Raw genomic sequence first — 17318 nt, forward strand, 5'->3', positions numbered from 1 at the left:
AAGGGCACCGTGTTATCCGACCGAGCCTTCCAGGCTCACTTCCAACAGCTTTCCGGCTTCAACGGCGAACTCCATGGGAAGCTCCCGGAACACCTCTTTGCAGAAGCCATTCACAATCATGGACACGGCTTTCTCCGCATCCAGGCCGCGCTGCTGGCATAAATACATTTGATCATCACTCACCTTTGAGGTGGTCGCTTCATGCTCCACCACCGCGCTGGGGTTCCTGCTCTCGATGTAGGGGAAGGTATGTGCAGCGCAGCGATCTCCAATGAGCAAAGAATCGCACTGGGTATAGTTGCGCGCTCCCTCAGCTCGCGGACTCATGCGCACAAGACCTCTGTAGGCATTGGAGCTTTTTCCTGCAGAAATACCCTTGGAAATAATCGTTGAGCGTGTGTTCTTCCCAAGATGAATCATCTTGGTGCCAGTATCGGCCTGCTGCATATTGTTGGTCAGCGCCACGGAATAAAACTCGCCAACGCTGTTATCACCCCGAAGAATGCAGGACGGGTACTTCCAGGTGACCGCTGATCCGGTCTCCACCTGAGTCCAGGAAATCTTACTGTTGGTATGCGCAACGCCGCGTTTGGTCACAAAGTTGTAGATGCCGCCTTTCCCCTCGGCATCGCCCGGATACCAATTCTGAACCGTGGAGTACTTGATCTCGGCATCATCCAAAGCAACCAGTTCGACCACCGCCGCGTGCAATTGGTTTTCATCACGCATGGGCGCCGTGCAGCCTTCTAGATAGCTGACGTGACTGGCTTCGTCAGCAATAATCAGGGTTCGCTCAAACTGCCCGGTTTTTGCCTCGTTAATGCGGAAGTAGGTAGACAGTTCCATGGGGCAACGTACGCCTTTAGGGATGTACACGAAAGATCCATCGCTAAAAACGGCACTGTTCAGAGCCGCGTAAAAATTGTCGCGGCGCGGAACCACACTGCCCAGATACTTACGAACAAGTTCTGGATATTCATGCACGGCTTCGGAGATCGGGCAGAAAATCACGCCAGCCTCCGCAAGTTTGCTGCGAAACGTAGTGGCAACAGACACCGAATCAAAAACCGCATCCACGGCGACGCCCGCGAGCATTTCCTGCTCATGGAGAGGAATACCGAGTTTGTTGTAAATCTCCAAAAGTTCCGGATCTACTTCATCAAGACTCTGGGGGCCATCCTCCATGCTCTTGGGCGCGGAATAATAAGAAAGAGCGTTGAAGTCGACTCGGGGGTAATGGACGTGAGCCCACTCCGGCGTCTCCATCTCTAACCAGTCGCGGTAGGCCTCAAGACGCCATTCCAACAACCATTCAGGCTCTCCCTTTTTGTTGGAGATAAACCGTATTACATCTTCATCGAGACCCGGGGCGAGCGTATCGGACTCGATATCGCTAACAAAACCCGCCGAGTACTCTTTATCAATGCGGCTGTCGATTACTTCCTGAGACATGCTTTATTCCCTTCTACTCTTAGGTCTACTTCAGGCGGTTCGAACAAGAATGCCAGCAAGTTGATCCTCGGCCTGGTTCCGCAGTACCTGCTTATCAGATATGTCCTGGATTTCGCGTCGAGCAACGAGATCCGCCAAACTGATATCGGAGAGAAACTCCTTAATACGATCGGAGAGGTCCATCCAAAGGTGGTGCGTCAGGCAGGTATCACCTTCCTGACAATCGCCCTTACCACCGCAACGAGTCGCGTCGGTATCCTCATTGACCGCCGATATCACTTCGGCGACGCTGATTTCTTGAGCATCGCGCTTAAGACGATATCCGCCCCCAGGGCCGCGCACACTGCGCACCAGATTCTGGCGACGGAGGTGAGCAAAAAGCTGTTCCAAATAGGAGAGGGAAATACCCTGACGCTCGGAAATTGCTGCAAGACGAATGGGTCCCCGCGCCTCATTTAAGGCGAGGTCCAACATGGCAGTAACGGCATATCGTCCTTTTGTGGTGAGGCGCATATTTAGAATCCCGGGGGCTCGGCGAGGGTCGCGAAGTGTTTCATTCCCTACTATTTTAGTCAAGTATAAGACCCTTTGCATTGCTGGGTTTTTAAGAGCCCTCCTTGGTCTATACTTCGCCCTCGTTGTTGTTAAGGGGCTGCCATTATGAGTGCAGGCAACGACGCAGCTAATAACGCAAATAAGCAGTTGCGCCGCATACTTATTATCGCCTATGGAAGAGACGCCGATGCTGATTCTCGCGTTGCGTCATTACTTCTGGAGAGGCTTAGAGAACGTTCAATCGCAGATAGCTGGTGGCTGACGCTCATAGAAGATGCCGCGCTTCGTTTGGAACATGCCTTGGACTTGCGGCCCAACGACCTTGCGGTGTTTATCGACACGCACCTACACGGCAAAGCACCGTTTGAATTCATGGAGATCCCCGGTGATGGAAAGGCACCGATACTACCCGTGGCCGACACCGTCATCCCTGGAGATCTCCTCCACGCACTAGCCACCATCGGTCGTCAGGGGACTTTGCCGCCGAGTTTTCGACTCACCCTGCCGCTACCCTCTGATGAATCGACGGAGGATATAGCACCCAGTGTGGATGCAAGTATCACCGCTGCGGTGGACTTCCTCGAGGGGCTATTGGGCAATACCAGCGATGAGCACTGGCGTTCTGAGGCTAATGACTAGCGTCTAGACGCAAGCATTTGGCAATACTCCTAGCCCTCCTCTGGCTCGATCTCCAGCACCACTGCGCCAGCAGCCATCTGCTCACCCTCAACGCCAAAGACCACACTGACCAAGCCGTCGATCTGTGCGACCAGCCGATGTTCCATTTTCATGGCCTCCATGATGGCCAATTCGTCACCGACGCTAACCTTATCTCCGACCGCAACCCGCAGCGCGAGAAGATTACCGTGCATGGGAGCAGTGACCGCGCCGGAACCCTCAGCATCCCGATCTGCAGCCGAGAGTGCCAGCTCGTTGGTCATTAAGAATGCTCTTCCCCGACTCTGCAGGGCGACGGCGCTCTGATCAACAAAACAGTAGGCAACGTCCTGCTGCCAACCGTCGATAGCTACACGTAAATATCCCTCCCGCGAAGAGTCCAAAAGCTCCAGCTGTCGCTGACTCTCAGCTATTTTCACCGTGTAGCTATCGAGCCCATCGGACCGGACGCTCACAGGTCGCAAATCCCCGTCGACAAAGTACGCGAAGCTGCTGTCGATGGTCCGCGCGCCAGTACTGCCGGTGAGCAGTGCATCGTCAAAGATACGCTCCTCCAGACCGCTCTCTTCTCCCTGAAGGTAGTGCAACAGCGCCGCAATGGAGAGTTCTCGTTCCTGCGGTGAGGCCTCCTGAATGCCATCGGGAAACTCCTCTGCGATGAAGGCGGTTGTTGCTTCACCATTTGCAAAGCTTTCGCGCTCCAGAACATCGATAAGGAACTCCCTGTTTGTGGAAATTCCAAACAGCACCGTTTGACGCAGGGCTCGAATCAGGCGTCGTCTGGCAGTGGCTCGATCCTCGCCATAGGCAATGATCTTCGCAACCATAGGGTCGTAAAAGGGAGAGACCATCTGACCTGGAAACAAACCGTGATCAACTCTTATTCCTACTCCAACCGGAGGTTCCCAGGCAATCGCTTGTCCGCTTGCCGGTAAAAAATCATTCAGCGTGTCCTCAGCATAGAGCCGCACCTCAATGGCATGCCCTCTTAAACCTACCTCTTCCTGCGTGCAGGGAAGCGCGCCACCCTGGGCAACGTGCAACTGCAAATCCACCAGATCCAAACCGGTAACCAACTCGGTTACGGGGTGCTCTACCTGCAAACGCGTGTTCATCTCGAGAAAGTAAAACTGCTCATCGGCATCAAGGAGGAACTCCACCGTGCCGGCGCCGACATACGAGATACTCTTTGCGGCAGCAACCGCAGCAGCGCCCATCGCGGCGCGCAGCTCCGGACTCATGACAGGGCAAGGCGCTTCCTCGACGACTTTTTGGTGTCGCCGCTGCACAGAGCAGTCACGCTCACCAAGGTGTATGACATTTCCCTGAGAGTCCCCAAAAACTTGCAACTCCACGTGGCGAGGCTGCATTACCGCCTTTTCCAAAATCAACTCTGCGCTGCCAAAAGCGTTCTCTGCTTCGGAGCGCGCCGCCGCAAGCGCCGGAATAAACTCTTCCATCGTCGTGACCAGGCGCATGCCTCGTCCGCCGCCACCCGCTGCCGCTTTGACCATAATGGGCACTCCAATCTCGGCTGCCGCCGCGAGGAGTGTGTCGTCTGACTGATCTTCGGATTGATATCCGGGAATACAGGGGACCTGCGCATCCAGCATGCGTCGCTTTGCTGCGGCCTTATTCCCCATGAGATCAATCGCCTCAGCGGAGGGACCGATAAACACCAGGCCCGCGTCTACGCAGGCCTGGGCAAACTCCGCGTTCTCGGACAAAAAGCCGTATCCCGGATGAATAGCCTGCGCACCCGTTCGCTCCGCGGCTTCGAGTATCCGCTGGGGGTCAAGATAAGATTTCTTCACTGGCGCTGGACCGATGAGCACAGCCTCGTCCGCGAGAGCGACGTGGGGCGCATCTACATCGGCTTCCGAGTACACCGCGATGGTGCGATAGCCTGAGGCCTGAGCGCTGCGAATCACGCGTACCGCAATCTCACCGCGGTTTGCGACCAATACGCTGTCGAACTGTTTAGTCATGACTGACTCCCGGTGTTGCTTCCTTTTGTACTGGTATCGGCTGATCCCCAGGACGGACGTCGTTTCTCGGCAAAAGCCTGCATACCCTCGCGCGCTTCATCCCCCAGCATGGCATCGGCGAAGCGTTCAGCCGCGAACTGTACGAGCTCTCCACACTCCAACTCCTCGCTTGCCGAGATGATTTGCTTGGTGAGGGCGATAGCTCCCGGAGCACCCTTATGGGCGTCACTTAAAACAGACGTTAAGCGCGCTTCCAGAGCTTCTCTGTCAGGTTCCACAAAGTGTGCAAAACCCAAACGATGGGCCTCCAGGCCATCGAAACGTTGGGCAGTCAGAAGCAGTCTCCGCGCTTGGGAAGCACCAATACGGCTAATCACGACCGGCGTTATCTGAGCAGGTGGGATACCCAAGGTGACCTCTGTAAGCGCAAACTTGGCATCGGCAGTGGTTACCACCACATCAGCCAAGCATGCGATACCCAAGCCACCCGCCATAGCCGCCCCCTCGATCGCAACGATAAACAACTGTGGAAGCTGGCGAATCGCTACCATCATGCGTCCAAAATCCGCATTGAAAGCGACAATATCTTCTCGCGGCATACCCGCTTGGAAAACGTTACGAAACATCTTCAGGTCGCCGCCAGAGCAGAATGCACCGCCCTTCCCTCGCAGCACGACAAATCGGAAGGGAGCGCTTGGGAGCGCCTCAAGCACGGCGGCCAGTTCATCAGCCATCGCCGCGGACAGCGCGTTCCGGGTCTCGGGGCGATTGAACCAGATGACGAGAGTGTCACCCTTCGGCTCCAGTAATAAATTTTCAACAGCGGGTAACATGGCGCTTCCTTGTCGTTATTCTCAGGTTATTCTCAGATCGATCACATTCGACCAACGCCAAAGGCGTTCGGGCTCACTTCACGATTGCGACCCTCCCAGCAAGTTTGCAATGCCATAGCGATAACTTTGCGACTATCCCGCGGGTCAATGAGACCATCATCCAGCATGCGACCCGAGGTATAAAAAGCATCCGATTGACGATCGTAATGGGCGATCACTTTTTCTTCCTGGGCGCTCAACATTGATTCGTCGACCTCCCTTCCCTTGCGTGCCGCGCCGGCTCGGAACACCTCGGACATAGTCTTTGCTGCTTGCTCACCGCCCATCACGCCGATCTGGATATTCGGCCAGGAAAAGACAAAATCAGGATCGTAGCCCTGACCACACATGCCGTAGTTGCCCGCGCCAAAACTTGCTCCGATCATGAGGGTTAAACGAGGCACCCGGGCATTGGTCACGGCCTGAATCATTTTCGCGCCGTGTTTGATCATTCCCGCCTGCTCGTACTGGGCACCCACCATGTAGCCGGTAATGTTCTGCACAAACAGAAGAGGTGTATCAGACTGATCGCAGAGCTGGATAAATTGCGCCGCCTTGGTGGCCCCGTTGGGGTCAATGGGACCGTTGTTACAAACGATCCCCACAGGCATGCCGTAGATGCTGGCCTGCATACACACCAGCGTGATCCCGTAGGCTGGTTTGAACTCCAAAAAGCTGGAACCATCCACTAACCGGGCGATAACTTCCCTGGCGTCATAGGGCTGGCGGTAATCGACAGGCACCACGCCCAGCAGTTCTTCTGTGGGATACACCGGCTCATCAAATTCTTGTGCCCCCGGCTGCGCACAGCGCTTGTTCCAGTTGATGCGCCCTAGCACTTCGCGACACAACTGCAAACCATGAGCATCGTCCTCCGCCAGATACTCCACCAAGCCAGTCACCTGGGAGTGCATGGCTGCACCTCCAAGCTCCGCATCATCGGCGACTTCACCAGTCGCGGCTTTTAGTAGCGCGGGGCCCGCAAGATAGGCCTTACCATTGTCTTTCACACCCACCACGTAATCACTGAGGCCCGGCATATAGGCCCCGCCAGCGGCAGAGGCTCCATGCAACACGGTGATGACAGGAAGACCCGCGGCGGATAAGCGCGCCAGGCGGGCGAAGATTCCGCCACCGGCCATCCACATCTCAACCTCGTACTCCAGAAGGTTCGCACCAGCGCTCTCGACAAGGTGCACGAAGGGCAACTTCTGTTGCAGGGCGATATCCATGACCCGGCAACCTTTGCGCGTCGATGTGCGCGTCATCGATCCTGCATTGATTCCGGAGTCATCCACCTGAATCATGCAGCGGGTGCCCGACACATAACCGATGCCGGCAATCTGCGTTGCCCCGGGAACAGAGGTATCGGGATTACTGTCATCCAGGAGATAACCAGCCATATTGCCGATTTCCAGAAACGGGGATCCGGGATCCAAAAGACGCGCCAATCGCTCTCTCGGTAAGAGCTGACCACGCTTTTCAAAGCGCGGGCGCGCAGCGTCGGATAGGGTTCTGGAACGCTCAAGAATGCCGTTCATTTTGTCTATGAGCGCAAGGTGGTCTTCTGTATTGCGCGCAAAAGTGTCGGCGGCATTACTGATCGATGAGCGAAAGGGCTGTGACTGATGGGCCATGGGAATATTCTCTCGACGTTATTCGGGAATCGCCAAGCGGTGACGCTCAGCAAGTTCTCGGGGAATAGAAACACGCTCCGTAAGGAGGAGCTGGGCATAGGCCTTGCCCTGAGGATCTGCGCGCAAACTAGCGACGCCACCTCCACCTAAAACATCATGAAGCAGAAAATTAAGGGCATCGGTGCCCGGCAGATAAAAGCGCTCCACAGGAACTGACTGGCCGGGTTTCAGAAAGTGCTCGAAATAAGTTGCGATCTTCTCGGGAGAGAGGGCCGCGGCTATCCACGGCAAAAAATCCGGATGCCTGGCCATGACCCCAATGTTGGCTTTATCACCCTTATCCCCACTGCGGCCAAAGGCAAGGAGCTCCAAAGGAACTGACACGCTATCGTCGAGGGGCGTATCTGACTTGGGGACAGCCATGGGCTGCGGCAGAGCGATGGAATCACCCGGCAACTGTTGCGGCGTCGCTATCGTCTTACCATCAACTTCGATGACAATGTTCACCTGATCCTTGGGAATCAGCATGGAAAACAGCCTAACCACCGGCGTGGGCTTCGGTCTTGCGCCGGCAAAGCTTGCAAGGCCCGGCGGCGCGGTTAGTGCGAGACCCACCATCTCTTTCAAAAAAATCCCCACGCCCTTGGGGCTGGCGTGCTTAACCGCAATCTTGACGTCCACCTCGCGACTTCTGAAGTAGCGTACGGCAGCACCAAAGTGAGATTCGACACCCAATACCTCAACACTGGTTTCCTGGAGCGGCTCAAGTCCCGCCTGAGCCAACATGAGCTCTGTACGGGCAAAAATGCTTTCAGCCAGGTGCTGTGCCTTCTGCGGGGCCGCCCTACCAATCATTGTCCAGATTTGCCCGGCCCTGAATCCATCTGACCAGGTTGAACTCACCTTGTAGCTAAAGGGAGCTCCATGCCCTCGAGCCCCGCTGACACTCACAAGGTCAGGTCCAAGTTGAGAGAGCTCTACCTGAGTAAAGTCGCAGACAACATCCGGGAGGAAGTAAGCACCGGGATCGCCGATCTCATACAGCATTTGCTCACCCACAGTTCCCACGCTGACCAGACCTCCAGAGCCCTCGGGCTTACTGACAGTGAAACTGCCATTGGATGAGAGCTCTGCTATGGGGTAGCCAGCGGATCCCAAGGTATCGACGATAGACTCCCAATCAGTGAAATTGCCGCCCGTCGCCTGGGTGCCGCACTCAAGGATGTGCCCCGCGAGGCTCCCTTGGGCCAGCTGATCAAAGTCCGAGGGCTGCCACTGAAAGGCATGAATACACGCGCCTAGGGTAACTGCACTATCAACGCAACGACCGGTGATGACGATGTCTGCTCCGGCATCAAGGGCCGCCGCAATAGGAAAGGCACCCAGGTAGGCATTGATGCTCGCTACGCGCGATGGATCCGGAAATGCCTCGCCCGAGAACATCTCGGTAGCACCGGCAAATTCGCCTGCTCGATCAGCAAGGTCATCGCCTAAAACCACGGCAACCTTGAGGTCTAATCCCTCCTCGGAAATCAAAGCTTTGAGCGCCTCGGCGCAGGCACGGGGGTTTACCCCTCCCGCGTTAGCCAGAACCTTGACGCCTTGATCCGCGATTTGCCGAAGGTTCGGCCTCATCGCGGCGCTTACAAAGTCTGTTGCATAGCCCTTTTGAGGATCTGCTGCGCGAGCTCGCGCCATAATCGACATCGTGACTTCGGCTAGATAGTCGTAAACGATGAAATCGAGATTGCCCGTCGCAAGCAACTGCGGAGTTGCCAGGGCCGCGTCACCCCAATAGCCTGAGGCACCACCGATTCGAATACGTGCGTCAGCTGTCATGGCTATCTCTACTCAAGTACCGAGGGAGGTCGAATAATTATGCAATACTCAACAATTATCAAGTATCGCTCAATATTTCATTTACGTCGGTATTTCCACCCTTTATGCTGAAGAGAGAATCATGAGCTGGAGTCTCCATGACTGACAATGCACGGCGACGATCACGGGAACGCCTTGAGGAACGCGAACGCGGCATTCTCGACGCCGCAACCAAGCTGTTTGCCACCGCCGGCTTTCATGCAACATCTACTCGCAAGATAGCAGCGGCTGCGGGGGTTTCTGAAGGAACCGTTTTTCATTACTTCGGCAGTAAAAATGAGCTGATGCTGGGGATTCTCGACCGTTTCTATAACGAAGTGCTGAATCCCAGAGCGGCGGAGATACTGGATACCGTAATGGACACCCGTAGCCGGTTGCGGGAGTTCGCTCTTCATCATGTTGCTGCCCTCTCTGCAGACAACGCCCTGATGCTGCGTTTACTTCAGGTCTATGTAGGAGTAGAGCTTGAAGTCGTAGGCCAGGACCAGCTCTCTTCTCTTCGCCCCCTCAACCGGCGCTACGTTGGTCATCTGGATCGGGCTGTGCGCGAAGGCATTGAGCGGGGAGACCTGCGCAGTAATCTGCAAGTACGACCCCTGCGAGACCTGTTTTTTGGAACCCTCGAGTACGGTATGCGCACCCACCTGTATCACCATGGTAACGAGGGGATGGAAGACTATGTCGATGCCTTGCTCGTGCCGATCTGGGAGGGCTTGCACGACAATGATCGTCCCAACAGCGATGCTGAGCTACTCACCGAACGACTGGAGAAGGTCAGCCAGCGACTGGAGCGCAGCGTCGATACGCTTGAAGACAGATAACGAACGCCAGATTCCCCGATGGAATCACTCAGCGAGTTTCAACCAACAAGAACAGTGATTCTTCGGCAACGGTTTGCGTGCCGTAAACCTTCGTCCCTCTTGGCTGCTGCTGAGAGGGACCCAACAGCTGCAACCATTCACCCGGCTGTGCAAGCAGCGTAGAACTGTAGCTTTGCTGTCGCCGGTCGATTTTTTGCGCAACGTCCACAATCACCTCAATAGCGCCGTCATCACGCAAAGTCGGCGCCAAGGCGACAGAATCCGCATCCCGAGGCTGCTCCTGAACCTGGGTCCAGAAAAACCCACCGCTGGCCTGCAGCTGATAATCCCGACCGCTCGCCCGTGCAAAGCTCACCCGGCTCCCGGACATCACCGTCAACGTCAGGCTGTCACTGTCCCGCGTGCTAATCACGCCACTCGTGGGAGGCTGACTGGCGAGAGTGAGATACAGGTTCTGCGCGCTCGCGGCTCCTGATGCGCAAAACAGCATCACGAACACCGCCTTGTACAGATAATCGCCAAAGACCATGAGCCTTGCTCTAGTAATCATCACTCACGTTCTCCATTGCGGCCGGATTCGGGTGTCTTTCTTGGTTCTATTTAGCGCTCGGCGCTCTTTTGGTTGCGGGGCTCTTCTTGGCCGTCGGGCGCTTCTTGGCCGCGGCCTTTGATCGCGCCTTGGGGGAAGCCTTTGGACGAGCTTTGGCCTTGGTTTTCGTCTTGGCCTTCGCTTTCGCTTTCGCTCTCTTTTCCGGTTTAGCCGCTGCATCCGCCAGCGCTAGTAATTCCGCGACGGAAGCTTCGAGACAATCCATGAAGAACTCAATATCCGGAAGCAGTTCCCGCGTCGAAATGACGCTGAAGCTCATCTCCCCGTCATAGCTGGGCGTGCCAATAAAGAGGCCCATACCATCAGCGAGGGGAGCCAGACCTACGCTACGAACCATGCGCGCGCCGTTCATATACATGGGTATCTGGGGCCCCGGCACGTTAGAGATAAACAGGTTACACATGCGCGCTGCCGCGCCACTGCGCAGGAGAAGACGACTTGCAAGGACCTGGGTTGCAGCCGGCACATGACGAGTGATGTCAGTCATTAAACGCGCGGACACTCCCGAGCGCGCCTCTTTACTCGCCTGCGTAGACTTGCGTATAAGCCTCAACCGCTCAACGGGGTTCTCTTCATTAGTAAAAATCGGCGTCGTCATCGCCGAGATGTTGTTACCGGGAAGATCCTTCCCATCAGCGCCGCGGGGCCGGGCGTTGATGGGCACCCAAGCGATAATCGATTCCTCGGGCAATTCATCATGATGGGATAGATAGCGTCGCAAAGCGCCCGAGCAAATGGCTAGCACCACATCGTTAATGGTGACGCCGGGATGCAATTGCCGAATACGCTTCAGATCATCTAGCGGCACCACCCGAGCATCAAACATTTTGTGCGGCGAAAGGTCGACATTAAAACGTGTGGGCGGGACCGGATGCTTGTCGCTGCTCTCGCGCTTGGCTATGGAATCCTGGGCCGCTTGCACCAAACCCGGCGCTGCACGCATCACTGTCTCGGCGACCCGCAGGGGGGAACGCAGGTTGTTCTTAAAGGCCTGGGAAATCAGCGCTGGCATTGCGGGAATCTCTCCGGACCCCACATCTACTGACTCTAGCGGCACCAAAGGCGTGCCGAGATTATCCCCGTCCGCCATGCTCGCAAAGAACTTCATCAAGGATGCACCATCGACCGCGGCGTGGTGAATCTTTGTCGCCAGGGCATAACAGCCCTTTGGGAGTCCTTTGACGTGATCCAGACCCTCAACTACAAAAATCTCCCATGGCGGGCGATTCATGTCCAAGGGCCGACTGTGATATCGAGCCATGTGGATACAAAACTGCCGCCAGTCGCCTGGCTCAGGCAGGCGGCCATGCTGCATGTGGTACTCAAGATCGAAATACTCGTCTTCGACCCAGTAGGGGTAGTCTATTTCCAAAGGCAGCCGTAACAAGCGACGGAAAAACACCGGGTTGTAAGCCAGACGCTCCCGAACGTGCGCGATGATGTCAGTAAATCGCACCGTCTCGCCCCCGGGAACCGTCGACGGATCGTAAATCGCGACGCTGGTTACATGGGTAAGGTTGTGCTCGGTCTCCGCATAAAGAAACTGGGCATCCTGGGGACTAAGCTGATGCATATCTCTCCACCTCGTCTTTCCGCTTAGCGCATCTCGCAAATATGAGCGCCGACATTAAGGCAACGCTGCCGCGCGCACACGTTCAATCCGTCGTTGCAATTCCCTAAAATTCTGCGCGAGCTGTAAACGACGCTCTGCCAGATCATCGCCCTCACCTTTGATCAGCTCTAGATTGTCCATAAGTCGGTAAGCATTGCTAAACAACAATCTACCGATAGAGGCCTCGGAACTGATGCGCCGCTGCAGGTAAGCCTGTCGCCCATAAGCCAGGGACTTCTGAATGCAATCCTTTTCATCCAGAGGATCACCCAAAGCCTGCCTCGCTAACACATCGGCTACCACCCGGTATGCCTCTACAAAAGGTAGTAAAACGGAGTGCGCCATACGCGGTTGCAGTCGTGAAAAAATAGCCTGCGCAGCGCCGGGCTCGTCAAGCGCCGCCTCCCATGCGGGTTGGTAACGGGACAGCTCCTCACTGACATCCCGACGGAACTCATCTTTAGGTGCGTAGAAAAACTCGAACTTAAAATAGTCACGGAGACGTTCAGCCTCTTCCCAGAATGCATCGCTGCCGCTTTGCTCCAGCTGCGCCATGTTCATCAATGCGAGCTCGATGATCGACTTATTTAAAAAGTAATGAATCACCATGTTGCGATAGTAGCTGGCCACCACGTGTTGTTCTGCCGCGATGGTGAACACCTGCTCCGGACCGTCGTCATAGCGCGTCAAAAGACCGCTGGCGATCATTTTGTCGATCAGATCAGAGACCTGCGCCGCATCCTGATCGTCCAAATCCCGGGTAAGCCCAATGTGTCGCTTGCGCGCCCAGTCTGTAAGAGCGACCACCTCTAAACGAAGCTCATCTGCTGTCAGTGCACGAGGCGCCGCTCCCAACAAAACCATACTGATAAGCGAGGGAAGCGTAATCGGGGATACCTTATTCACCGCAACGCCGACAGCAAAGGCAACTCGCTGCAACTCCCTGGGATCATCAGGTGAAGGCGCCTTAGGCAGAACTACGGGCTCTCCAAAATCAAAATAGATCTTCCCCATGGGCTGGCGAAGGCCGCGCAAATACCCAATAAACCAACTGAGGCTCTCGGGCCTTTTGGTGGCGCCGGACTCCATGGCAGCGTAGTCCTTCACATCCCCAATCATGTCGTAGCTGATAGAAATAGGAATGATGTGGAGATTCTCGGCACCCGTTGCATGCGCAGAATCCATCACATACTTGAGTAGTCCGTAGCGCGGCGGCATGAGTTTTCCTACGCGGGAACGGGTTCCCTCAAAGGCCCAGGACAAAGGAAAGCGCTTCTCCATCAAATAGCCGATGTATTGGCGTAACACCGCTTTGTAAAGAAGATCATCCTGAAAACTACGTCGGATAAAAATGGCGCCGGCGCGACGGGCAATAAACCCCAATCCCGCAAAGGCCATGTTCACACCACCAAGAATATGCGGTGCCGGAAAATCATTGTCTGCACACATGGCATTAACGGCAAAACCATCCACGTGAGTTTTGTGAGTCCACAGTAGAGCCGTGGGGTATTCGCGGGACCACTGCCGCACCCGCTCCAAACCCTCTTTATTGATGACCACATCTGCGTCGTAGCCGAGCCGCATCACCCAGTGATTCAGCTGCGCCATAACATCAAGCCAAAAAGGCTGCGGTTTCGAGATCAGCTCTTTCATGATCTCCTCGGACTCATGCAGGAGATCGTCCATACTGCGGCCGGTCTCAGCGGACACCTGCTCCAAAGACCCGCGAAACTTCGCGCTTGCCAGCAAGGTGTCGGCTACTCGCAAAGGAACCTTGTAGCGACTTCCGCGCAGACGACGCTCAGAAACATCCAGAGCCAGGCCCGCCTGCCCCGCGACAAAGGAAGCGAGTTCATCAGTGGTTACATCACCGCCTCGGAGCTGCTCCAGGCGATCCTTCAATTGATTAATCGTTGCCGGCTCTCCCGCAATACACACCACGCGCTCAGGGTGCTGACGCAAGATGCGACGCGCACGCAAGGGGCCGGGATGTCGCGGGTTACCAAAAAGCAGGTCGCGTGGTCTCGGCCGTGTGTTTTTCTCCTGCAACGAAGTACGCCACACGACGCGCAAAGGAAGCACCATTGTGTCGCCGGGAAGCTCCAAAAGCGGACGCAAATTAGTCGTCACGGGATTTTCCCGGTCCCGCACCATCGGCAAAACGCATTCATGAACCTCAGCGGTGACCGCATGTTCACTAATGGAATTTCGCAGAAACTGCTCGAGCTCGCTTTGTTCAACGCCGTGCGCAACATCGAGCACCGCAATGACCTGTTCACTGTCTTTCAAATTCTGCCAGGGCTGGCTTGTCATAAAGGGGCCCTTATTGTCCGCGGCGTACGCGGTGGTTTTTTATTATGCACAATGCTGAACCTGCTCCGGTTCATCATACCAGTCACAACGTCCCTGCGGTGGAGCAACTAAGCGCGAGTAAACTGGTCTATCTTGTACAGGAAACGTACCAAACTAAGCATCTTCAAGAGGTAGTTACCCCCAGTGGAAGAACCACGACAAGAACGTCAGCGCATGGGCCGCGTCATGCAGGTGTTTGCGTGGCTGGCGGTCATGGCGCTGCTAATGCTGTACTTCGGGGATGTTCTTGAACGACAGCGCAACCCCAATCGCAGCGTAGATACTGAAGTGACAGCCGCGGGTGTGCGCGAAGTAGAGCTCAAAAGAAACCGTATGGGGCACTACGTCAGCGCGGGCACCATTAACGGCGAAGACGTCGTATTCCTCCTGGACACCGGCGCAACGGGTGTCGCCATCCCCGCTGCGCTCGCCGAGCGTCTTTCATTGCCGAAAGGACGCTCGATTATGACCAACACGGCTAACGGCAGTACCCGCAGCTACCTCACACGACTCGATGAAGTCGCTGTCGGTGATATTCGCCTGCAGAATGTTGAGGCTTCGATCACACCGGGACTGCAAATGCGCGAAGTACTCCTCGGTATGAGCTTCTTGAAATACATAGAGTTCACGCAGCGAGGCAATACCCTGACCCTGCGCCAATATCCCTAGAGCTCAGTGCTCCCAGCTGGGTAAGGTCTCGAACCCGGGGGCCAGAGAGATCTCCATGGCATTGTCCGTGGGTATGTAGGACTGCCCGACCATTTCGTCATAAGCGCTGCGTTGCACCAGCACCATATCGACACCACGAAGGCTCGACAGTGCAGATTTCATATCCAGAAGATTCTTTGTCTTAAGGGGCTTTCCATCACCATCGACAATGAGTAGCCGGCCTTCGGCCGAATCCGCATGCGCGATGTAGAGACTCAAATCTACAGATTCGATAACAACACGATCAATCGATCGGGACTTAAGCTCTTTAAGCGTTACTTTCATGAAAAGCTCCAACACCTGTCGCAGGAAGCGACAGTGTGCCCCGATTAAGGGGAAAGATCGCCGACAAACCGGCAAAATGAACAAGAGTTACCGCGAGGATTCTGACAAAAGATGGACGATCCCAATCATCACCCATCGCCATTGGAACATTTGCGTCACCATTGCAGCCAAGGACAAACCCCGAAGAACTGATGCTCATAGATCGTAAACAAACCCGCTACAGCTGCAACGGTGTAGCCGTTGATGCTGCGCCACGATGCTCCGGTGTCTATCGTTTTTACAACAAGGAAAACGCTTTGCTTTACATCGGCAAAAGCATAGACATTGCAACGCGTTTGAACAGCCACTTTGCCGACGCCCGGGAGCCAGGGCGCCAGCAGAGCATGATGTCCGGCGTGCATCGCATCGATTGTCAGCTCACCGCGGGAGAGATCGGTGCACTGCTCATCGAAAACGCTGCGATCAAGGATGAGGCGCCATTGTATAACCGGCGTCAGAGGCGCAGCCGAAAGCTCTGGACCCAACGCTTGCAGCAGGATGTTGAAGGCTTCCTGCAGGTAATCCCCAGCGACTTTTGCCCCGCGGGCGAGCGCATCGAATCCGTATTCGGCCTGTTTCGATCACGGAAGCACATCGACGATTCCCTCCGCAGCATTGCACGAGATCACGGGCTATGCCTCCGCATGCTGGGTGCTGAGCGCGGACGCGGAGCATGCTTCCAGCATCAGGTAGGTCGTTGTAACGGCGCTTGCGCCGGAAAAGAAACTGCAGAGGAACACAATGTGCGACTGCTCTTGGCTCTGGAAAAACAGCGCATCGCCGCCTGGCCCTTTGCAGGTCCTGTACTGCTAATGGAAGAACGCGCCAGGGATAGTAAGTACGACGGCAAAAATACGGCACTCCAGCCGCCGCGACAGTTTCATCTGATTAATCACTGGTCCTACCTCGGGACCTATGAGCGGCGAGATCGCGCTCGTCAGAGTGCCAAACGAGGCAGCGATTTAGTCTTTGATCGGGATACCTACCGAATAGCGGTACGCTCTCTTCGTCAAAGCTCTGGTCAGCTACTGGATGGACTCAGTGGCGAAGCTATTGCGAATCCTTTCGCGACGGGGAATTCATCGATCAGTAAACCCGTGGACAACGGCGCAGATCAGCAATCCGCATGAACGCCCTTGTCTGGCTGAAACGAGACTTACGCCTTCAGGATAACGCAGCTATCGAGGCCGCTTTAGCCACGGGCTCTCCGGTGCTGCTGCTCTACTGTTTTGAACCGGAACTCCTGAGCGACCCGCACTATGACGAGCGCCACTGGCGCTTTGTTTGGCAATCACTCCTCGATATGCATCGTGCTCTTGCGCCCGAGAGCAAATCCCTGCAAGTCTGCTGTGGAGACCCGCGGGAAGTTTTTCAGGCCCTCGCCACTAACGGACAGATTCAAAGTGTTCATTCCTACGAAGAAACGGGGCTGGAGAAAACCTTCGCCCGGGATCGCGACGTGGGAAAGATCCTCAAGGAACACGCAATCCCATGGGGTGAGTTTCCGACCAACGGCGTGCAACGCGGTCGACGAAATCGTCGGGGCTGGAATCGTAATTGGATGCAGCATATGTCCGCACCCTGCCATGTTATTGACCCCGAGCTCATTCGCGGCAAGCTTTCAAACGAAAGCTGCCTCGCAAGCTTTCATTTGCGAGATTTACCCAGCAGCTGGCGATCAGCCCAGAGCAACTTTCAAACCGGCGGTGAAAGTGCAGCCAGGCAAACCCTCAACGATTTTTTACTCCGGCGATCTTCTGGCTATGCCCGAAACATATCCAAACCTCTCGCAAGTCGGGAAAGCTGTTCCAGATTATCGCCCTACCTGGCC

The 17318-nt window shown here is 55.6% G+C and carries 16 protein-coding genes; 5 read left to right on the top strand and 11 right to left on the bottom strand.

All coding sequences use genetic code 11. The features are described from left to right. Positions 1-12: 12 nt before the first annotated feature. On the bottom strand, positions 13-1452 hold the full coding sequence (gene sufB / locus AB8B76_RS06170) for a Fe-S cluster assembly protein SufB (RefSeq protein WP_405271141.1): 1440 nt from the start codon (positions 1450-1452) through the stop codon (positions 13-15). Between the two features lie 30 nt (positions 1453-1482). Then, complete coding sequence (iscR, locus tag AB8B76_RS06175) at positions 1483-1965, bottom strand: Fe-S cluster assembly transcriptional regulator IscR (RefSeq protein ID WP_405271142.1); 483 nt, start codon at positions 1963-1965, stop codon at positions 1483-1485. Positions 1966-2112: 147 nt separating this feature from the next. Between iscR and AB8B76_RS06180 the strand changes: the two genes are divergently transcribed. Beyond that, positions 2113-2646, top strand: coding sequence for a homospermidine synthase (locus AB8B76_RS06180; protein WP_405271143.1), 534 nt, complete (start codon positions 2113-2115; stop codon positions 2644-2646). 29 nt (positions 2647-2675) lie between these two features. Here the strand turns inward: AB8B76_RS06180 and AB8B76_RS06185 are convergent, their stop codons facing one another. The 4 genes from AB8B76_RS06185 to AB8B76_RS06200 are packed head-to-tail and all read right to left on the bottom strand — an operon-like array spanning position 2676 to position 9021. Next, positions 2676-4673, bottom strand: a complete 1998-nt coding sequence (locus AB8B76_RS06185; RefSeq protein WP_405271144.1) for an acetyl/propionyl/methylcrotonyl-CoA carboxylase subunit alpha — start codon at positions 4671-4673, stop codon at positions 2676-2678. Beyond that, on the bottom strand, positions 4670-5506 hold the full coding sequence (locus AB8B76_RS06190) for an enoyl-CoA hydratase/isomerase family protein (protein ID WP_405271145.1): 837 nt from the start codon (positions 5504-5506) through the stop codon (positions 4670-4672). The genes AB8B76_RS06185 and AB8B76_RS06190 overlap by 4 nt, the downstream gene beginning before the upstream one ends. Positions 5507-5547: 41 nt before the next feature. After that, positions 5548-7182 (bottom strand): acyl-CoA carboxylase subunit beta, encoded by a 1635-nt coding sequence (locus AB8B76_RS06195; RefSeq protein ID WP_405271146.1) that lies wholly within the window; start codon positions 7180-7182, stop codon positions 5548-5550. Between the two features lie 18 nt (positions 7183-7200). After that, positions 7201-9021 (bottom strand): acyclic terpene utilization AtuA family protein, encoded by a 1821-nt coding sequence (locus AB8B76_RS06200; protein WP_405271147.1) that lies wholly within the window; start codon positions 9019-9021, stop codon positions 7201-7203. A gap of 137 nt (positions 9022-9158) precedes the next feature. On the opposite strand from AB8B76_RS06200, the gene AB8B76_RS06205 reads away from it, so the two are divergent. Next, positions 9159-9881 (top strand): TetR/AcrR family transcriptional regulator, encoded by a 723-nt coding sequence (locus AB8B76_RS06205; RefSeq protein WP_405271148.1) that lies wholly within the window; start codon positions 9159-9161, stop codon positions 9879-9881. A 28-nt stretch (positions 9882-9909) separates the two neighbouring features. Here AB8B76_RS06205 and AB8B76_RS06210 read toward each other — a convergent pair whose 3' ends face one another. The 3 genes from AB8B76_RS06210 to AB8B76_RS06220 are packed head-to-tail and all read right to left on the bottom strand — an operon-like array spanning position 9910 to position 14416. Beyond that, complete coding sequence (locus AB8B76_RS06210) at positions 9910-10431, bottom strand: hypothetical protein (RefSeq protein ID WP_405271156.1); 522 nt, start codon at positions 10429-10431, stop codon at positions 9910-9912. 46 nt (positions 10432-10477) lie between these two features. Continuing rightward, positions 10478-12064, bottom strand: coding sequence for a wax ester/triacylglycerol synthase family O-acyltransferase (locus tag AB8B76_RS06215; protein WP_405271149.1), 1587 nt, complete (start codon positions 12062-12064; stop codon positions 10478-10480). Between the two features lie 54 nt (positions 12065-12118). Further along, on the bottom strand, positions 12119-14416 hold the full coding sequence (locus tag AB8B76_RS06220) for a glycerol-3-phosphate 1-O-acyltransferase (protein WP_405271150.1): 2298 nt from the start codon (positions 14414-14416) through the stop codon (positions 12119-12121). Positions 14417-14599: 183 nt separating this feature from the next. Between AB8B76_RS06220 and AB8B76_RS06225 the strand changes: the two genes are divergently transcribed. Continuing rightward, positions 14600-15124, top strand: a complete 525-nt coding sequence (locus AB8B76_RS06225; protein WP_405271151.1) for a TIGR02281 family clan AA aspartic protease — start codon at positions 14600-14602, stop codon at positions 15122-15124. 3 nt (positions 15125-15127) lie between these two features. Here AB8B76_RS06225 and AB8B76_RS06230 read toward each other — a convergent pair whose 3' ends face one another. Together AB8B76_RS06230 and AB8B76_RS06235 are read right to left on the bottom strand one after the other, a co-directional pair. After that, positions 15128-15448, bottom strand: a complete 321-nt coding sequence (locus AB8B76_RS06230) for a DUF6482 family protein (RefSeq protein ID WP_405271152.1) — start codon at positions 15446-15448, stop codon at positions 15128-15130. After that, positions 15432-15647: a hypothetical protein gene (locus AB8B76_RS06235; RefSeq protein ID WP_405271153.1), complete on the bottom strand. Its 216-nt coding sequence runs from the start codon at positions 15645-15647 to the stop codon at positions 15432-15434. Before AB8B76_RS06235 ends, AB8B76_RS06230 begins: the two co-directional genes overlap by 17 nt. Between AB8B76_RS06235 and AB8B76_RS06240 the strand changes: the two genes are divergently transcribed. Together AB8B76_RS06240 and AB8B76_RS06245 are read left to right on the top strand one after the other, a co-directional pair. Next, positions 15640-16617, top strand: a complete 978-nt coding sequence (locus AB8B76_RS06240; protein ID WP_405271154.1) for a GIY-YIG nuclease family protein — start codon at positions 15640-15642, stop codon at positions 16615-16617. The two genes, AB8B76_RS06235 and AB8B76_RS06240, sit on opposite strands and share 8 nt — an antisense overlap. After that, on the top strand, positions 16614-17318 hold a 705-nt coding region (locus AB8B76_RS06245), incomplete at its 3' end, for a deoxyribodipyrimidine photo-lyase (RefSeq protein ID WP_405271155.1). The genes AB8B76_RS06240 and AB8B76_RS06245, both read left to right, overlap by 4 nt.

The sequence above is a fragment of the Congregibacter sp. genome (genome assembly GCF_045107095.1).
GTDB lineage: Bacteria > Pseudomonadota > Gammaproteobacteria > Pseudomonadales > Halieaceae > Congregibacter.

Excerpts from the sequence above, each read along its gene's own strand:
- sufB (WP_405271141.1), bottom strand. The coding sequence starts at position 1,452 with ATGTCTCAGGAAGTAATCGACAGCCGCATTGATAAAGAGTACTCGGCG.
- iscR (WP_405271142.1), bottom strand. The coding sequence starts at position 1,965 with ATGCGCCTCACCACAAAAGGACGATATGCCGTTACTGCCATGTTGGAC.
- AB8B76_RS06180 (WP_405271143.1), top strand. The coding sequence starts at position 2,113 with ATGAGTGCAGGCAACGACGCAGCTAATAACGCAAATAAGCAGTTGCGC.
- AB8B76_RS06185 (WP_405271144.1), bottom strand. The coding sequence starts at position 4,673 with ATGACTAAACAGTTCGACAGCGTATTGGTCGCAAACCGCGGTGAGATT.
- AB8B76_RS06190 (WP_405271145.1), bottom strand. The coding sequence starts at position 5,506 with ATGTTACCCGCTGTTGAAAATTTATTACTGGAGCCGAAGGGTGACACT.
- AB8B76_RS06195 (WP_405271146.1), bottom strand. The coding sequence starts at position 7,182 with ATGGCCCATCAGTCACAGCCCTTTCGCTCATCGATCAGTAATGCCGCC.
- AB8B76_RS06200 (WP_405271147.1), bottom strand. The coding sequence starts at position 9,021 with ATGACAGCTGACGCACGTATTCGAATCGGTGGTGCCTCAGGCTATTGG.
- AB8B76_RS06205 (WP_405271148.1), top strand. The coding sequence starts at position 9,159 with ATGACTGACAATGCACGGCGACGATCACGGGAACGCCTTGAGGAACGC.
- AB8B76_RS06210 (WP_405271156.1), bottom strand. The coding sequence starts at position 10,431 with ATGATTACTAGAGCAAGGCTCATGGTCTTTGGCGATTATCTGTACAAG.
- AB8B76_RS06215 (WP_405271149.1), bottom strand. The coding sequence starts at position 12,064 with ATGCATCAGCTTAGTCCCCAGGATGCCCAGTTTCTTTATGCGGAGACC.
- AB8B76_RS06220 (WP_405271150.1), bottom strand. The coding sequence starts at position 14,416 with ATGACAAGCCAGCCCTGGCAGAATTTGAAAGACAGTGAACAGGTCATT.
- AB8B76_RS06230 (WP_405271152.1), bottom strand. The coding sequence starts at position 15,448 with ATGAAAGTAACGCTTAAAGAGCTTAAGTCCCGATCGATTGATCGTGTT.
- AB8B76_RS06240 (WP_405271154.1), top strand. The coding sequence starts at position 15,640 with ATGCTCATAGATCGTAAACAAACCCGCTACAGCTGCAACGGTGTAGCC.
- AB8B76_RS06235 (WP_405271153.1), bottom strand. The coding sequence starts at position 15,647 with ATGAGCATCAGTTCTTCGGGGTTTGTCCTTGGCTGCAATGGTGACGCA.